General features: G+C 68.6%; 17 protein-coding genes and 1 other RNA gene. 14 read left to right on the top strand and 4 right to left on the bottom strand.

Translation table 11 applies throughout. From position 1 onward, the window contains the following. Positions 1–10: 10 nt before the first annotated feature. Together gap and tkt are read right to left on the bottom strand one after the other, a co-directional pair. Positions 11–1,018 carry a type I glyceraldehyde-3-phosphate dehydrogenase gene (gene gap, locus D7006_RS08595; RefSeq protein ID WP_169121354.1) on the bottom strand — a complete coding sequence of 336 codons (1,008 nt, stop codon included), beginning with the start codon at positions 1,016–1,018 and terminating at the stop codon, positions 11–13. A gap of 106 nt (positions 1,019–1,124) precedes the next feature. Next, on the bottom strand, positions 1,125–3,131 hold the full coding sequence (tkt, locus tag D7006_RS08590) for a transketolase (protein ID WP_237356291.1): 2,007 nt from the start codon (positions 3,129–3,131) through the stop codon (positions 1,125–1,127). 375 nt (positions 3,132–3,506) lie between these two features. Here tkt and D7006_RS08585 point away from each other — a divergent pair, with 375 nt between their 5' ends. From D7006_RS08585 to D7006_RS08560, 6 genes are all read left to right on the top strand, one after another. Then, the gene (locus tag D7006_RS08585; protein ID WP_051460620.1) at positions 3,507–3,812 is read left to right on the top strand and encodes a DUF4164 domain-containing protein; all 306 of its coding nucleotides are present in this window, start codon (positions 3,507–3,509) and stop codon (positions 3,810–3,812) included. Between the two features lie 4 nt (positions 3,813–3,816). Then, complete coding sequence (locus D7006_RS08580; protein WP_024279734.1) at positions 3,817–4,200, top strand: cell division protein ZapA; 384 nt, start codon at positions 3,817–3,819, stop codon at positions 4,198–4,200. A 54-nt stretch (positions 4,201–4,254) separates the two neighbouring features. Next, a non-coding RNA gene (ssrS, locus tag D7006_RS08575) (6S RNA) lies at positions 4,255–4,409 on the top strand. A gap of 31 nt (positions 4,410–4,440) precedes the next feature. Next, positions 4,441–5,052, top strand: a complete 612-nt coding sequence (locus D7006_RS08570) for a 5-formyltetrahydrofolate cyclo-ligase (protein WP_237356290.1) — start codon at positions 4,441–4,443, stop codon at positions 5,050–5,052. A 42-nt stretch (positions 5,053–5,094) separates the two neighbouring features. Then, positions 5,095–5,916, top strand: a complete 822-nt coding sequence (locus tag D7006_RS08565) for a TIGR00282 family metallophosphoesterase (RefSeq protein ID WP_169121358.1) — start codon at positions 5,095–5,097, stop codon at positions 5,914–5,916. A 169-nt stretch (positions 5,917–6,085) separates the two neighbouring features. Next, positions 6,086–6,832, top strand: coding sequence for a YebC/PmpR family DNA-binding transcriptional regulator (locus D7006_RS08560; protein ID WP_169121359.1), 747 nt, complete (start codon positions 6,086–6,088; stop codon positions 6,830–6,832). Between the two features lie 95 nt (positions 6,833–6,927). Here D7006_RS08560 and D7006_RS08555 read toward each other — a convergent pair whose 3' ends face one another. Next, the gene (locus tag D7006_RS08555) at positions 6,928–7,368 is read right to left on the bottom strand and encodes a MerR family DNA-binding transcriptional regulator (RefSeq protein WP_229643189.1); all 441 of its coding nucleotides are present in this window, start codon (positions 7,366–7,368) and stop codon (positions 6,928–6,930) included. 605 nt (positions 7,369–7,973) lie between these two features. Here D7006_RS08555 and D7006_RS08550 point away from each other — a divergent pair. The 4 genes from D7006_RS08550 to ruvA all read left to right on the top strand — a co-directional run bounded on the left by D7006_RS08550 (position 7,974) and on the right by ruvA (position 12,212). Beyond that, positions 7,974–10,544: a tetratricopeptide repeat protein gene (locus D7006_RS08550; RefSeq protein ID WP_237356289.1), complete on the top strand. Its 2,571-nt coding sequence runs from the start codon at positions 7,974–7,976 to the stop codon at positions 10,542–10,544. 65 nt (positions 10,545–10,609) lie between these two features. Beyond that, a complete protein-coding gene (gene ruvC, locus D7006_RS08545) occupies positions 10,610–11,119 on the top strand; it encodes a crossover junction endodeoxyribonuclease RuvC (protein ID WP_024279740.1) in 510 nt (169 codons plus the stop codon). A 30-nt stretch (positions 11,120–11,149) separates the two neighbouring features. Continuing rightward, on the top strand, positions 11,150–11,581 hold the full coding sequence (locus D7006_RS08540; protein ID WP_371745065.1) for a DUF1772 domain-containing protein: 432 nt from the start codon (positions 11,150–11,152) through the stop codon (positions 11,579–11,581). 10 nt (positions 11,582–11,591) lie between these two features. Continuing rightward, on the top strand, positions 11,592–12,212 hold the full coding sequence (ruvA, locus tag D7006_RS08535; RefSeq protein ID WP_237356288.1) for a Holliday junction branch migration protein RuvA: 621 nt from the start codon (positions 11,592–11,594) through the stop codon (positions 12,210–12,212). Positions 12,213–12,217: 5 nt separating this feature from the next. Here ruvA and D7006_RS08530 read toward each other — a convergent pair whose 3' ends face one another. Further along, a complete protein-coding gene (locus tag D7006_RS08530; protein WP_237356882.1) occupies positions 12,218–12,748 on the bottom strand; it encodes a flavin reductase family protein in 531 nt (176 codons plus the stop codon). Between the two features lie 168 nt (positions 12,749–12,916). Here D7006_RS08530 and ruvB point away from each other — a divergent pair, with 168 nt between their 5' ends. The 4 genes from ruvB (at position 12,917) to ybgC (ending at position 15,751) form a co-directional block, all read left to right on the top strand. Next, a complete protein-coding gene (ruvB, locus tag D7006_RS08525) occupies positions 12,917–13,948 on the top strand; it encodes a Holliday junction branch migration DNA helicase RuvB (protein WP_237356287.1) in 1,032 nt (343 codons plus the stop codon). 45 nt (positions 13,949–13,993) lie between these two features. Further along, positions 13,994–14,626 carry a TetR/AcrR family transcriptional regulator gene (locus tag D7006_RS08520; RefSeq protein WP_237356286.1) on the top strand — a complete coding sequence of 211 codons (633 nt, stop codon included), beginning with the start codon at positions 13,994–13,996 and terminating at the stop codon, positions 14,624–14,626. Between the two features lie 83 nt (positions 14,627–14,709). Beyond that, complete coding sequence (locus D7006_RS08515) at positions 14,710–15,117, top strand: DUF2852 domain-containing protein (protein ID WP_237356285.1); 408 nt, start codon at positions 14,710–14,712, stop codon at positions 15,115–15,117. A gap of 124 nt (positions 15,118–15,241) precedes the next feature. Then, complete coding sequence (ybgC, locus tag D7006_RS08510) at positions 15,242–15,751, top strand: tol-pal system-associated acyl-CoA thioesterase (RefSeq protein WP_169121366.1); 510 nt, start codon at positions 15,242–15,244, stop codon at positions 15,749–15,751. Positions 15,752–16,218 lie beyond the last annotated feature (467 nt).

Genomic DNA, 16,218 nt, shown 5'->3' with positions numbered 1-16,218 from the left:
TTTTTCCCGGTCAGCCCAGCTTGCCCATGGCGACTGCGGTGTCGGCCATGCGGTTCGAGAAGCCCCACTCGTTGTCGTACCACGACAGCACCCGCACCAGCGTGCCTTCCATGACCTTGGTCTGGTCGAGGTGGAAGGTGGAGGAGTTGGGATTGTGGTTGAAGTCGATGGAGACGTTGGGCTGGTCGGTGAAGCCGAGGATGCCCTTCAGCTCCTGCGCCGCCGCGGCGATGATCGCCTCGTTGATCTCTTCCTTGCTGGTCGCGCGCTTGGCGACGAACTTCAGGTCGATCACCGAGACGTTGGGCGTGGGCACGCGGATGGACGTGCCGTCCAGCTTGCCGTTCAGCTCGGGCAGCACCAGGCCCACCGCCTTGGCGGCACCGGTGGAGGTGGGGATCATGGACATGGCTGCCGCGCGGGCGCGGTAGAGGTCCTTGTGCATGGTGTCCAGCGTGGGCTGGTCGCCGGTGTAGGAGTGGATGGTGGTCATGAAGCCCTTCTCGATGCCGACGGCATCGTTGAGGACCTTGGCCACGGGGGCGAGGCAGTTGGTGGTGCAGGAGGCGTTGGAGACGACGAGGTGCTCGCTGGTGAGCTTCTCGTGGTTCACGCCGAACACCACGGTGAGGTCCGCGCCGTCGGCCGGGGCCGAGACCAGCACGCGCTTGGCGCCGGCGGCGAGGTGCGCCGCAGCCTTGTCACGCGAGGTGAAGATGCCGGTGCATTCCAGCGCGATGTCCACGCCCAGCTCCTTGTGGGGCAGCTCGGCGGGGTTGCGCACTGCGGTGACCTTGATGGGGCCGCGGCCCACGTCGATGGTATCTCCGGCGACCTTGACCTCGCCGGGGAAGCGGCCGTGCACGCTGTCGAAGCGGAAGAGGTGGGCGTTCGTCTCCACCGGGCCGAGGTCGTTGATCGCCACCACCTCGATGTCGGTGCGGCCCGATTCGATGATGGCGCGCAGCACATTGCGACCGATGCGACCGAAACCGTTGATGGCCACCTTGACGCTCATAATTGGGTCCTCCTGAGCCGGCTTGAAGCCCGGCCTCCCTGAATTGCGTTGCGCGCCTGCGGTTCACCCGCGGCGCGGTCCTCTCGCGCCCGCCGTGCGCCGAACCTCAGGCCTGCCGGAGCTGGTCGAGCGCGCGCGCCGCGACCTGCTGGGCAGTAATGCCGAAATGGGCGTAAAGCTCCTTTGCGGGCGCGCTGGCGCCGAACGATGTCATTCCCACGAAGGCGGCGTTCGAACCGACGATAGCGTCCCACCCCATGCGGATCGCGGCTTCCACCGCAACCTTGGCCGGAGCGTCCCCGATCACCTTCGCCCGCTCTGCGGCGGGCCTTTCGAGGAACAGTTCGAACGAGGGGATGGAGACGACGCGGGTGGGAACACCCTGCGCCTCCAACAGCTTGGCAGCCTCAACCGCCAAGGACACTTCCGAGCCGGTGGCGAACAGGCTCGCCTGCGCCGGCCCGGACGCAGCGAGGATTTCGTAGGCGCCTTCCGCCGACCGGTTCACGGCCGTGGCGTCGGTGCGCAGGATCGGCAGGTTCTGGCGCGACAGGATGAGCGCCGAGGGCCTGTCGGTGGACTGTAGCGCAATCTGCCAGCATTCGGCCGTCTCCACCGTGTCGCAGGGGCGCATCACGAGGAGGTTGGGAATGGCGCGCAGCGCCGCGAGGTGTTCCACCGGCTGGTGGGTGGGGCCATCCTCGCCGAGGCCGATGGAATCGTGAGTGAGCACGTGGATCACCCGCTCGCCCATCAGCGCCGCAAGGCGGATGGCCGGGCGGCAATAGTCCGAGAACACCATGAAGCCGCCGGAGAAGGGGATGAGCCCCTTGTGCAGCGCCATGCCATTCATGGCGGCGGCCATGCCGTGCTCGCGCACGCCGTAATGGATGAAGGAGCCGGAGAAGTCGTCCGGCGTCACGGACTTCGCGCCCTTGGCCTTGGTGTTGTTCGAGCCGGTGAGGTCGGCCGAGCCGCCCACCATCTCGGGCACCGCCGGGGTGATGAAGTCCAGCACCATCTCGGACGACTTGCGGGTGGCGACTGCGCCGCCGTCCTTCACCGCCTTTTCCTTGGCGGCGACGATGGCGCCTTCCAGCGCCGCGGGCAGCGTGCCGGCGACCCGGCGCTCGAATTCGGTGCGTTCCTCGGCCGGGCGGGCAGCGAAGCGGGCTTCCCACGCCTCGCGGGTGGCACGGCCGGCGGCACCGGCGGCGCGCCAGCCATTGAGCGCATCCTCGGGCACCACGAAGGCCGGCGATTCCCAGCCGAGGGCGGCGCGGGTGGCGACGATCTCCTCGGCGCCGAGCGGCGAGCCGTGGACCTTCTCGGAGCCGGCCTTCTTGGGCGAGCCGAAGCCGATGGTGGTGCGGCAGGAGATCAAGGTCGGCCGGTCGGAGGCCTTGGCGGCCTCGAGCGCGGCGAGGATCGCCTCGGGATCATGCCCGTCCACGGCTGCCGTCGCCCAGCCGGAGGCGGCGAAGCGCGCGAGCTGGTTGGTGGAGCCAGAGATGGAGGTGGGGCCGTCGATGGAGATCTTGTTGTCGTCCCACATGACGATGAGCTTGGACAGCTTCAGGTGGCCGGCGAGGTCCGCCGCCTCCTGGCTGATGCCCTCCATCAGGTCGCCATCGGAGGCGAGGACGTAGGTGTAGTGGTCCACCACGTCCGAACCGAAGCGGGCGGCGAGCAGACGCTCGGCCATGGCCATGCCCACGGCGGTGGCGATGCCCTGCCCGAGCGGGCCGGTGGTGGTCTCGATGCCCTCGGTGACGAAATTCTCGGGATGGCCGGGCGTCAGCGAGCCGAGCTGCCGGAAGCGCTTGATCTCGTCGATCGTCACCTTCTCGTACCCGGCGAGATGCATCACCGAGTAAAGCAGCATGGAGCCGTGGCCGGCGGAGAGCACGAAGCGGTCACGATCCGGCCAGAACGGACGCGAGGGATCGTATTTCAGCACCTTCGTGAACAGCACGGTGGCGATGTCCGCCGCCCCCATGGGCAGGCCCGGATGGCCGCTGTTGGCGGCCTCGACGGCATCGATCGCGAGGAACCGGATGGCGTTGGCCAGGCGGTCGTGACTCGTGATGCTGTCGCTCGTGCGGCTGGACATATTCCCGTATCTCCGGTGCCGGCGCTCTCGGCAGCCGGCCGGCTAGAGGCACTCAGGGGTTCACGGGCCCGGCGCTTGGGTCCGTCGGCGAAGCTGGCACGGCCCGCCCGGACCCAGGGTCCGGCATTTGAGCCGCCTTGTACCAAGGCTCACCGCGCTGTCAAACCTGCCTCATCTCCCCGCGTCAAGGCGGGCATGACACCACTGGGCGCGCTGCATCGTCGCGGCGACGCAAGATCGCGCTTCGGACACGGTGCAGCGCAACATCGCTCTCGCGCCCCGGTTGCGGGTTGCCTCCTCAGGGCGCCGCATTCATGTTGACAGACTGGAAAGAGCGGCGTTCCGCCGACCGTCCGACTCGGCTAAAGTCTGCCTATGTACGCGCTGAAGCAACGCCCGCCGCTGCAGGACGCCCCCATTGAGGCGGCGACCCGGCGCCTCCACGCCGCGCTCGATGCGCTCACCGACGCCATCGATCGCCGGCGCGACGCCGATCGGCATCAGGAGGCGCTGCTGGCCCAGCTCCACGCCCTCGGCAACGACCGCGCCCGGCTCGCCGCCGAGCTCGACGTGGCCCAGGCGGAGGCCGGCGAGGTGGAAGAAGCGGGGCGCGAGATCATCCGCCGCCTCGACGTGGCCATGAGCACCATTCGCGACGTGCTCGCGACCCACGGTGGCTGAGGCGATGCCGCACGTCTCCGTCACCATTGCGGGCCGGCAATACAGGATGGCCTGCGACGAGGGGCAGGAAGAACACCTCATCCGCCTCGCCCGGGACATCGACGACCGCATCACGCAATTGCGCGGCGCGTTCGGCGAGATCGGCGACCAGCGCCTCGTCGTCATGGCCGCCATCACCATCGCTGACGAGCTGGCCTCGGCCCGCGGCCGCATCCGCGCGCTGGAGAGCGATATCGAGAGCCAGCGCGACGCCCGCGCCTCCGCCATGGCCCGCATCGAGGCCAGCGAGGAAGAGGTGGCCCGCACCATCGACGCCGTGGCCGAGCGCATCGAGCGCCTTGTGGCGGAGCTTGCGCCCAAGGAGCGCGGAACGGTGGGGATGGGCTGAAGCTTCGGCCCGAAGGGACTGGCGTCACGCCCCTTTCGTCCCTACATTGGCAATGCGGGGCTGCGGGGCTCGTTAGGAGACTTTTCCCCGGGGCCTTATCGATCCTTAAGGGAGCTGTCCCTGACCTCGCCTCCGGGCTTGGACATATGGCGCCCACCTACGTTGTAGGTTTCCCGGGATCGACCTCCGACGGCTTTTGTGGCTCCGCACGTCTTCCCTTCACGACACGCTTCAAACGACATGGCCTCTGAAGATGCGGCCGGCGAACGTCTGGCCGCCGAAAAGAAGCGGCTGCGCCTCCTCGCTCTCGGACGGCGCGCGGCCATGGGGCCGGAGGCCCGCCGGGCAGCGTCCGAAGCCGCGGCTCGGTATGCTGTCGCCGCCTTGGGCGACATCTCCGGCCTGACTGTCTCTCTCTTCTGTGCCTTCCGCGATGAGATCGACACCGCCCCGCTTGCGGCCGAGCTGCGCGCCCGGCGCGCCCGCCTCGCTTTGCCTGTCATCCTCGGCCGCGACCGGCCGCTGCTGTTCCGACTGTGGCGGGCCGAAGATACGCTGATCCCCGCAGGCGCCTTCCGTATCCCCGAGCCGCCCGCCGATGCCGAGGAAGTCGTTCCCGACGTGCTGACGGTGCCCCTCGCCGCCTTTGATCGGCGCGGCTACCGCATCGGCTACGGCGCCGGCTTCTATGACCGCACGCTCGCCCTGCTTCGTGTCCGACGCCCGGTGCGGGCTCTGGGCTATGCCTTTGCGTGCCAGGAGGTCGAAGAGGTTCCCGCCGAACCCCATGACGAGCCGGTGGACATGATGATAACGGAAAGGGAATCTTTCAGCGTGACGGCGCGCCCCTGACGCCCGCCCGCTGCCCCTCTTTCGTGCCTGCCGGAAAAGTTCATGCGCATTCTGTTTCTTGGCGATGTCGTCGGCCGCTCGGGCCGCGAATGCGTCGTGTCGCACCTGCCGGGCCTCGTCGCCCAATGGTCCCTCGATCTCGTTGTGGTGAATGGCGAGAATGCCGCCGGCGGCTTCGGCATCACCGAGGCGATCTATGACGAGCTGCGCGCCGCCGGCGCCGACGCCATCACCCTCGGCAACCACGCCTTCGACCAGCGCGACGCCCTCGTCTTCATCGAGCGCGCCCCCGCTCTGGTCCGTCCGCTGAACTATCCGCCCGGCACCCCCGGCCGCGGCGCCACACTGGTGGAAGCGCGCAACGGCGCGCGGGTGCTGGTGTTGAACGTTATGGGCCGCATCTTCATGGACCCGCTCGACGACCCCTTCGCCGGCCTCGATCGGGCACTGGACGGGGCCACGCTGGGCGAGATGGTGGATGCCATCGTGGTGGACGTTCACGCCGAGACCACCAGCGAGAAGCAGGCCATCGGTCATTTCTGTGACGGCCGCGCCTCCCTCGTGGTGGGCACCCACACCCATGTCCCCACCGCCGATTACCGCATTCTCTCCGGCGGCACCGCCTACATGACCGATGCGGGCATGTGCGGTGCCTATGACGGCGTGATCGGCATGGACAAGGAAGAGCCGCTGCGGCGCTTCACCCGCAAGCTCGCCTCCGGCCGGTTCGAGCCGGCGTCCGGCCCGGCGGCGCTGTCCGGCGTCGCGGTGGAGACAGACGACCGGACCGGCCTTGCGGTAAAGGTAGCGGCCGTGCGCCTCGGCGCCGGGCTGGAGCCGTCCCGGCCGACCTTCTGGGACTGACGCCCCCCTGCCCTAGCGGCAGGAAATGCGCGGCCGCGCCATGCTGCACCCGCTTCCTTGCCCTTTTCCCGTCGGGCCGCCTATAAGGCCCGATCCAGTCAACAGGATCGGTCCGGGCGGCGCCGCTTGCGCGGGGCGCGGGGCGGGTCCGCACAACGGGACGGTGGCCATGGCCGGGCATTCACAATTCAAGAACATCATGCACCGCAAGGGGCGGCAGGACGCGATGCGTTCCAAGCTGTTCTCCAAGCTGGCGCGCGAAATCACGGTGTCGGCCAAGATGGGCCTGCCGGATCCCAACATGAACGCGCGCCTGCGCGCCGCCATCCTCGCGGCCCGCGCCGAGAACATGCCCAAGGACAATATCGACCGCGCCATCAAGAAGGCGTCCGGTGCCGATACCGAGAATTACGACGAGATTCGCTATGAGGGCTACGGCCCGGGCGGCGTCGCCGTGATCGTCGAGGCGCTCACTGACAACCGCAACCGCACGGCCTCGGAAGTCCGCTCCTACTTCACCAAGTCGGGCGGCAACCTCGCCGAGACCGGCGCGGTGTCCTTCATGTTCGACCGTGTGGGGCGCATCGAGTATGCGGCCAACAAGGCGGACGCGGACACCATGATGGAAGCGGCCATCGAGGCGGGCGCGGACGACGTGTCCTCCAGCGAGGATGGTCATGAGGTGATCTGCGCGGCGGACAACCTGGCCGAAGTCCAGCGGGCGCTGGAGCAGAAGTTCGGCGAGCCCAGCAAGGCCGCCCTCATCTGGCGGCCGCAGAACACCGTCGCGGTGGACGACGAGACCGGCGAGAAGCTCATGCGCCTCGTCGAGACCCTCGAGGACAATGACGACGTGCAGACCGTCACCGCCAATTTCGAGCTGTCCGACGCTCTGCTGGCGAAGCTGAGCGCCTGATCCGGCGCCCGCCGTAAGAAAATGAGCGCCCGGCAAGACCGGGCCGCTCGCATTCAGGTCTCTTGAGAGGCGGCATCACCGCCTCTCCTTCGGCCTCAGGCGGCGAACGCCGTGGCCATGGACTTCAGCTCGGCGATGGCAGTGTCGATCTCGCCGCGCTGACGCTCAAGCTGGGCGATCTGCGACAGGCAGCGATCGCGCGACAGAGACAGCTCGCTCTCGCCACCTTCATGGGCCGCGACCAGCGCCCGGATCTCCCCCAGGGTGAAGCCGAGGTGCTTGCCCTTCAGGATCACAGCCAGACGCTTGCGATCGGATTCGGAATAAAGCCGGGTCATGCCATCACGGCGGGGAGAGATGAGGCCCTTGTCCTCGTAGAAGCGCAGGGCGCGCAGGGTGATCCCGAACTCGCGGGAGAGGTCGCCGATGGTGAAGACCACGCCCTCGCGGTAGGCCTCGGCAGCCACATGGGTCTGCGAAGGAACGACGGATCCCAGTCCGTGGTCGAAAGTCTTCTCGAACGTGTTGGCGTCCATGCCTCTATTCCCCTTATCGCCATAAAGTCCGTGGCGCGGACGATGGCCGGTGACGATCATGTCGTGGTCGCCGCCCCCCCCACGCACGTCACGTGCGCTCCCCAAGAGCGGAACCGGCTGTCTCGGCGGACTGGAAATGATCAGACCGAACCCCGAGGTGCCGCAGCGCCACTATGCCTACCGTCGCGCCGCTGTCGTGGGGAGGTTCTAGGGGCTACCGTAGGGGAAAGTAACAGTTACAAGTCTATAAAATCATAGACTTAGATAGACGCACTTGCTGCTCGAACAGCGCCGCTCAAGCTCTCTCAGGTTGCCGCAGCGGAGGGTGCCGAACAGATAGCCCGGACGTAGGGGCGCGCTACCCGGGCTGCGGGCGATGAAAATTGCGATGAAGATGCGGCCAGATTTCGCCGCAATGCACTCTCGACCCGGCGAGAGCGTCCACCTGTGCCGCCCGTCACCGCCAGATCGCCCCTGCCGACCGCGGCGCGCATGGTTAACCGGCAATTTACCTTGATCCCAGATTCTGAGCTGAGGACATCACCGAATCGGGGCATGGTACTTTGACACCTCAAGGTCGTCCGTTCGCCCCGCGGGAGGCCGCAATGGAGCGTTTTGAGCGCACGGCCCGGACACGCCCGGGCTTCGAAAGCCATCACGGCTTCGATCCCCATGCGCAGGCCGATCATCCGGACGTCCCCGCATGGGACGTCTTCGATCTCCCCGCCTCGGCCATCGAGGCCCTGCGCGGAGAAATCGGCATCCTGCGTGAGCGTCTGGCGACGGCAGCCCCCAAGCGGGCCGTCACCGAGATGGACCGCGCCATCACCCTTCTCTCCCGCCGCGTCGATGACCTGCGCGAGGCCGGCGCAACCCGGGACGGGGCGGACCAGGCAATCCTCGACGAGCTCGCCTCCATCCGCGACAGCCTGGGCCAGGTGGGCCGCAACGACCGCTTTGGCGAGCGCTTCAAGGTGGTCGAATCGGGCATCGATGCCCTCGGCCGCAAGATCGACCTTCTCGGCGCCCGCGCCGTGGACCCGGTGGAGGTCGCCCGCCTGCAGAGCCAGATGAACGAGATGCGCGACCTCGTGCAGCGCCTCGTCACCAGTCCGCAGGGACAGGACGCCATGGCGAAGCTCGCCCAGCGGCTCAACGCCTGCGCCGAGGGCGTCGCCCTCGCCGGCGAACAGGCCGCCCGGCGTCTCACCGAGGCGGCCGGCGATTTCGAGCGCAATGCCGATGCCCTCCTGCGGCGCTTCGCCGAGGTGGAGGCGCGCGGCCGCGCCGGCGATGCGCAGGCAAGCGAACACCTGCGCACCTCCCTTCTCGAATCGCTCAACGGCGTCCACGCCCGGCTCGATCAGATGTCCGGGCAGATTTCCGATCAGGCGGCGAGCGTCTCGCCGGCGCTCGGACTTGAAATCTCCCAGCGGCTCGGAGCCATCACTGCGCGTCTCGCCGCGGCGGAGGAGAACGGCCGGTCGGGCAATCCGCTCGTCGATGCGATGGAGCGGCACCTGTCTGGCCTGTCGGACCAGCTGCGTCAGGCCCATGACCGGCTTGGCCGGCTCGACGAGATCGAATCAGGCCTCCGGCGCCTCAGCGAAGAAGTCCGCAATGTCCGCGAGGATACCCGCTCGGTCGCCAACGAGGCCGCCGCAGCCGTGGCGGCAAAAGTTTCGGACCATCCGGACGGTTCCGCCGTGCTCGGCTTGAAGCGCGGCCTTGCCGCTCTCGAAGCCCGCCAGGACGAGATGGAGCGCCGGGCCGGCGAGCTCTACGCCACCGAGCTGGAGCAGCAGCTCGACAGCATTTCCGTCGCCCTCGCGCAGGAAGGGGACGGCACCTATGCCCCCCGGACGGCGCCGGCACACGAAGCCGCGTATCAAGAGACGGTGTATCCGGAGCGGGGATATTATCAGGAGCCCCTCTATGAGGAGGCCCCGCAGCCCCATACCTACCAGGAGCCCGCCTACCAGGAACCCGCCTACCAGGAGCCGGAGCACCAGCCGGCCCCTCAGGCCCGCGCCGACCATGCCGCGACGCAGCCGCAGCATCGCTCCGCAGGCGACGCCGCCGAGGCTGATCCGCTTGAAAGCACCCTTCGCGCCGCCGCGAGCGACGTGCCGTGGCCGCGCCCGAACCGCCGCGTCGACTGGGGCACGCCCCCCGCGCACGCAAAGGAAGCGGAGGAGGAGCGTCCGCGCGTCGAGAAGCGTCCCCGCAAGACCGAGAAGGCCCGCGAACGCCGCCCGCACACGCCGGGTGTGTTCGCCAGCCTGTTCGCGCGGCGCCGCCACATTGCCATGGTGGCCCTGATTGCGGGTGCGACCACCGTCTTCACCGGCCTCAGCGTGGGCATGGCCGTGCGCAACGGGCCGGAGATCGTCACCGGCCTGACCGAAGCCCTGCGCCGGCTCGCCGCCCCTGCCGTCGCCGGGGTGACCCCGACCGAACTGCCGCCGGCCATCGGCCCGTCGGCTTTGCAGACCGCCGCCCGCGACGGCGATCCCGCCGCCGCCTTCCTCGTCGCCGGCCGCTATGCGGAAGGCCGGGGCACCGACGTCGATCTCGACGCCGCCACCAAATGGCTCGGCTATGCGGTGCAGCGGGGCTCTGCCCCGGCCGCCCTCAGGCTCGGCGCACTCTATGAGTCGGCCGGAAAGGACATGGGCGAGGCGCGACGCTTCTACACCTGGGCCGCCGAGCAAGGGAACGTGCGCGCCATGCACGCTCTTGCCATGCTTCTGTCCGAGGGCACCCTGCCGGGCCTCAACGGCAAGCCGGACTGGGTCGGCGCGCTCAAGTGGTTCCGCGCCGCCGCCGATCTCGGCCATCGCGACAGCCAGTACAATCTGGGCGTCATCTATGCCCGAGGCCTCGGCGTGAGCGCCGACGCGGCGGAAGCCTGGAAGTGGCTCGATCTCGCCGCCCGTCAGGGCGACGAGGACAGCGCCCGCAAGCGCGACATCCTGAGCCGCGACGCCGATCCCGCCGTGCTGGCCAAGGCCCAGCAGGCCTCCACCGCCTTCGTTCCCGCGACACCGGTCGCCGCCGCCAATACGGTGACCATCAAGCCGGAATGGCAGGAGCAGGCCCCCGATGTGGTGGCCGGTGCCACCCCCACTAAGGCTGCGACGCGGGTCGCAAGCTCCGCCGGCGCCACGCGCTGAGGGATGGGGTGCCGGTCTCCCGGCATCCCCTTTCCCCGGTTCGCCCGCTGGCGCACCTTGGCCCCATGGACCTGAACGCGATTCGCATCCTCGGCCTCGACCCGGGCCTTCGCCGCACGGGCTGGGGCGTCATCGACGTGCTGGGCTCGCGCCTCTCCTTCGTCGCCTGCGGCACCATCCTGCCCCCCGAGGCGGGCGAGATGGCCGAGCGGCTGGCCTTCCTGCATCGCGGTCTGGTGGATGTTCTCCTGCGCTTCGCCCCGGCCGAGGCGGCGGTGGAGGAGACGTTCGTGAACATGAACCCGTCATCGACCCTGAAGCTCGGCCAAGCACGCGGGGTCGTCATGCTGGCCCCGGCGCAGATGGGGCTGCCCGTTGCCGAATATGCGCCGCTGCTGGTGAAGAAGAGCGTGGTGGGCGCCGGCCGGGCCGAAAAGGCCCAGGTGCGCATGATGATCGGCATCCTCCTGCCCAAGGCGACGCCCGAGACCGACGACGCCTCCGACGCCCTCGCCATCGCCATCACGCACGCCCACCATCGCGGTGCGGCTGCGCGTGCGCGCGCGGCGCTGTAAACTCCCCGGCGACCCCAGGGGATGCTCGCCATGATCTATGGACAGCTGGCGCTCGTCACGGCGGCCGTCTTCACCGGCGCCGCCTTCTATATCAATGCGGTGGAGCAGCCTGCGCGGCTGATGCTGCCGGACGGTGCGGCGCTCGCCCAGTGGAAACCGGCCTATCGGCGCGGCTTCGCCATGCAGGCGACGCTGGCTTTGGCCGGCGCCCTGCTGGGCGCCACCGCCTTCGCCACGGACAATGACTGGCGCTGGCTCGCCGGCGCGGTGTTGATGATCGCCAACTGGCCGTTCACGCTGGTCGGCATCATGCCCACCAACCGAGCGCTCATGGGCGCGCGGGAAGAGGAAGCCGGGCCGCACACGCGCCGGCTCATCGCCAATTGGGGGCAGCTGCATATGGTTCGCACCGGCCTCGGCGCGCTCGCCACCTTCGTCTTTTTCACCGCAGCCACGGGCTGAAGGGTCGCACATGATCGGGAAGCTCAAAGGCGTGGTGGACGAACTGAACGAGGACCACGCCATCATCGACGTGCACGGCGTGGGCTATCTCGTCCATTGCTCCGGCCGCACCCTCTCCGCCCTTCCGCGGGCGGGCGAGGCGACGGCGCTGTTCATCGAGACCCATGTCCGGGAGGACGCGATCCGCCTGTTCGGCTTCTCCTCGGCGGCGGAGCGGGACTGGTTCCGCCTGCTGCAAGGGGTTCAAGGCATCGGCACCAAGACGGCGCTCGCGGTGCTCTCCACCCTCACCGCCTCGGAGCTGACGCAGGCCATCGCGCTGGGCGACAAGACGACAGTCGCGCGCGCGCCCGGTGTCGGGCCACGGGTCGCCACCCGCATCATCACCGAACTGAAGGACAAGATGCCCGGCTTCGGCGCGGGCTCGGTTTCCCTCGCCGACATCGGTGGCGCCCCGGCGGCGGCCCCCGTCGCCGGCGGCGCGGCGGCGGATGCGATGTCCGCCCTCGTCAATCTCGGCTATGGCGCGCCCCAGGCCAACGCCGCCATCGCCGCCGCCCTGCGCTCGGCCGGTGAGGACGCGAAGACCGAGACGCTGATCCGCCTCGGGCTCAAGGAACTGGCCAAGTAGGCCACTCAGGGCATGCGCGAGGCGATCTTCAGTTCCTCGCCATCGACCGAGAAGGTGCCGTAGCCGCGATGGTGAATGGTGCGCGGCGCCTTCTGCGCCGGGTCGCGCCACGCCTTCACCACTTCCAGCACGAACAGGTTGAAGCGGTTGACGAGGCGCGTCTCCACCACCCGGCACTCAAGGTTTGCGAAGCACTCGGCCACCAGCGGCGCCTGAACCAGCGCCGCGGGAACGGGCGTGAGCCCGACGGCGGAGAACTTGTCCACCTCTTCGCCGGAGCAGTTGCCCACGGCCACCACCTTCTCTGCCAGCGCCACGGCGGGAATGGCGATGACGCATTCCTTCGTGGTGCGCAGCGCCCTGAAGCTGAAATCGGCGGAGGAGACGATGCAGGCGATCAGCGGCGGGGTGAACTCCACCATCATGTGCCATGACATGGCCATGACGTTGGCCCGCCCCCGCGCCGCCGTCGTGAGCAGGACCACCGGCCCCGGCTCGATCAGCTTGTAGACCTCCGCGAGCGGAAGCTCCTTCATGGCACGGCCCATGGCGACCTCCTGAGATGGAGGCGGCAGCTTTCCACGTGCTGCCCGCGCGCGCATTAATCCAGATCACGCCGGGCCGGTCCGTTCCCCTTCCGTACCCGGCCGGCAGGCACTACAGTCGCGCGAGTCGCTGGTCCCGAGGAGCGCAAGGCTCTCGTCATGAACACCCGCCTCCTCTCGGGCGAAAAGCGCGGCGATGATGCCGCCGATTCCACCCTGCGCCCGCAGCTCCTGTCGGAGTTCGTCGGCCAGGCGCAGGCGCGCGCCAATCTGGAAATCTTCATCAAGGCGGCACGGGCGCGCGGCGAGGCGCTGGACCACGTGCTGTTCGTGGGGCCGCCCGGCCTCGGCAAGACCACGCTGGCGCAGATCATGTCGCGCGAGATGGGGGTGGGCTTCCGCTCCACCTCCGGCCCGGTCATCGCCAAGGCCGGCGACCTTGCCGCCATCCTCACCAATCTCGAAGAGCGCGACGTGCTCTTCATCGACGAGATTCACCGTCTCTCCCCCGCCGTGGAGGAAATCCTCTATCCGGCAATGGAGGATTACGAGCTGGATCTCGTGATCGGAGAAGGCCCCGCCGCCCGCTCGGTAAAGATCTCGCTGCCGAAATTCACCCTGGTGGGCGCCACCACTCGCTCCGGCTTGCTGACCACGCCGCTGCGCGACCGCTTCGGCATTCCCGTCCGCCTCCAGTTCTACACGGTGGAGGAGTTGGAGAAGATCGTGGTGCGCGGGGCGCGGGTGATGGGCATCGCCATCGCCCCGGACGGCGCCACCGAGATCGCCCGCCGTGCGCGCGGAACCCCGCGCATCGCCGGCCGGCTGCTCCGGCGCGTGCGCGATTTCGCGCTGGTGGCGGAGGCGGAGCGCATCGACCGCAAGATTGCAGACCGCGCCCTCCTCGCGCTGGAGGTGGATGCCGCCGGCCTCGACGCCATGGATCGGCGCTATCTCACGGTGATCGCCGAATTCTACGGCGGCGGCCCGGTGGGCGTGGACACGCTCGCCGCCGCCTTGTCGGAGCCGCGCGACGCCATCGAGGAGATCGTCGAGCCCTTCCTCGTGCAGCAGGGCCTCATCCAGCGCACGCCGCGCGGGCGGATGCTCACCGGCGCCGCCTTCCGGCACCTCGGGCTTGCGGAGCCGCCATCCGTCAAGCAGATGCCGCTGTTCGACGAAGGCGAGTGACGGACGAGTCGACGGCAGCGCGCGCGGAATGTAAAGCACATTGACATGAGCTGGACCCGGAACGGCGAAACGCGCTCCTACCATCACGGCAACCTGCGGGAAGCCCTGATGCAGGCCGCGCTCGATCTCGTGGCCGAGAAGGGTGTCGCCGGCTTCACCTTCGCCGAGGCGGCACGCCGCGCGGGGGTCAGCCCCGCCGCCCCCTACCGCCATTTCCGCGACCGGGACGAACTGCTCGCAGCCGTTGCCACCGCAGGGTTCGAGCGGCTGACTGAGACCTTGCAGGCCGCCTGGCAGGGCGGCCGCCCCAAGGCCTCGGAAGCGTTCGAGCGGGTCGGCCGCGCCTATTTGGCCTTCGCCCGCAGCCGGCCGGCGGAATATGTGGCCATGTTCGAATCCGGCCTCTCCCCCGACCGTCACGAGGGTTTGAAGCAGGCGGGGGACAAGGCCTTCGGCGCTTTGCGCGAGGCCGCCGAAGTTCTGGTCTCTCACATTCCCGGCCCCGGCCGTCCGCCGGCGCTGATGGTCGCGCTGCACACTTGGTCCCTCGCTCATGGCATCGCCTCGCTTTTCGGCCGCGCCGATGGCGGACGGCGGAAGCTGCCCATGGACGCGGACGACCTTCTTGAAGCCGGATTCCTCGTCTATCTGAAGGGCCTCGGCGCCCCCTCCGAGTAGGGTCGCGGCAGGCGCCCATTGACAAGAAGCACCCTGCGACCTATCTATGTGAATGTTATTTACATTAACCGGGAACGACAGCCATGGAGCTCGCTTACAAGCTCGACAGCTACGGTAAACCGGCGTGGATCGCGCTCACGGTGCTGGGCTTCATGGCCTGGTGGCCGCTGGGCCTCGCCATCCTCGCCTTCGCCATCGGCAGCGGACGGTTCGGATGCGGCAAGCGCAGCTTCGCCCGCTGGCAGGAACAGGGAGGAGAGACGATGAAGGGCTTTGGATGCTGGACCCGTTCGGCTCCCTCCAGCGGCAACCGCGCCTTCGATGAATATCGCCAGGACACACTGCGCCGCCTCGAAGAGGAGCAGAAGGAGTTCCGCGACTTCCTCGATCGCCTGCGTCAGGCCAAGGACAAGGCCGAGTTCGACGAGTTCATGGCCGAGCGTCGTCGCCGCGCCAACGAGACGCAGCCGGACGCGTCCAGCAACGGCTGACCGAAATACCGGCAGGACTGCCGGTCAAGAACGTCGGTATGGTCGCCAACGCCCCCCAGGTTCCGTACCGGCCGAACCGCGCCCTTTGTTCACAAGGGGCGCGGTCTCGTTTATGGGAGGCGCCATGATCGAGCGTCCGACTCCCTCCCCGTCCGATACGAGCCTCCACCTCGCCGGCCGCCTCATTCCCGGCGGCCATGCGCTGGACGTGCGCGTCTATTACGAGGACACGGATTTCTCCGGCATCGTCTATCACGCCAACTATCTGCGCTTCATGGAGCGTGGCCGTTCCGACTACATGCGGCTTCTGGGCGTGGTGCAGGGCGAACTCTTCGCGCAGGCTGCGGAGGAAGCCCCCGGCTTCCATTTCGTCGTGCGCGCCATGCAGATCGACTTCCTGAAGCCCGCGCGCATCGACGACGTGCTGCAGATCGTCACCCTTTCCAAGGATGTGGCGGGTGCCTCGATCACCCTGCTTCAGCAGGTGAAGCGCGGGGAGGAACTCTTGGTCTCCGCCACCGTGCGGGTGGCCTTCGTCTCCGAGGGCCGCGCCAAGCGCATCCCTGATTCCCTGCGTCAGGCGACCCTCGCTGATGCCCGCGAGGCGGAGGCGCTCGGCGAAATCCGCCGCTGACGCTTGGGAAATCGCGACTTTCGTTACCGCCACGGCGCTGCGCTAACGCCGCATTAAGCGCGTTCATGCACAGCTTCACCGGGCTGCGACGCCTTCGCACCGCAGCGCAGACCGGCACGCCCGTCAAAGTTTAGACAGTTTCGCCCGTTCAAAGGGCCCGCGAACTTTGAATGTGACGTCCGGCGCTCGAAACCCGCGCGGCATCCAGCCGAGGCGGGAGCCGGATGCTCCGGGCGGGTACGCCCCCTCCCGAGCGCAGAAGCGGCCCCTCCTTGAGGAGGGCGCCGCGGAGCCGAGGATGATTGATGTGACGAGCCGCACCGGCACCGTTTCCCGCCTGACGCCGGCGATCGCCACGGCGGTGGGCCTCCTCCTTCTCGGTACCCTGCCCGCGCTCGCCCAGGATCCGATCGGCAGCGCCGTGCCGCCGCCAGCCGCCGACTTCTCCTTCCTCGGCCTGTTCCTGC

This window comes from Xanthobacter sp. YC-JY1 (assembly GCF_021730305.1).
Lineage (GTDB): Bacteria > Pseudomonadota > Alphaproteobacteria > Rhizobiales > Xanthobacteraceae > Xanthobacter > Xanthobacter flavus.
Note: the sequence above shows the minus strand (reverse complement) of the source record. Positions and strands in the feature narration are given on the sequence as shown.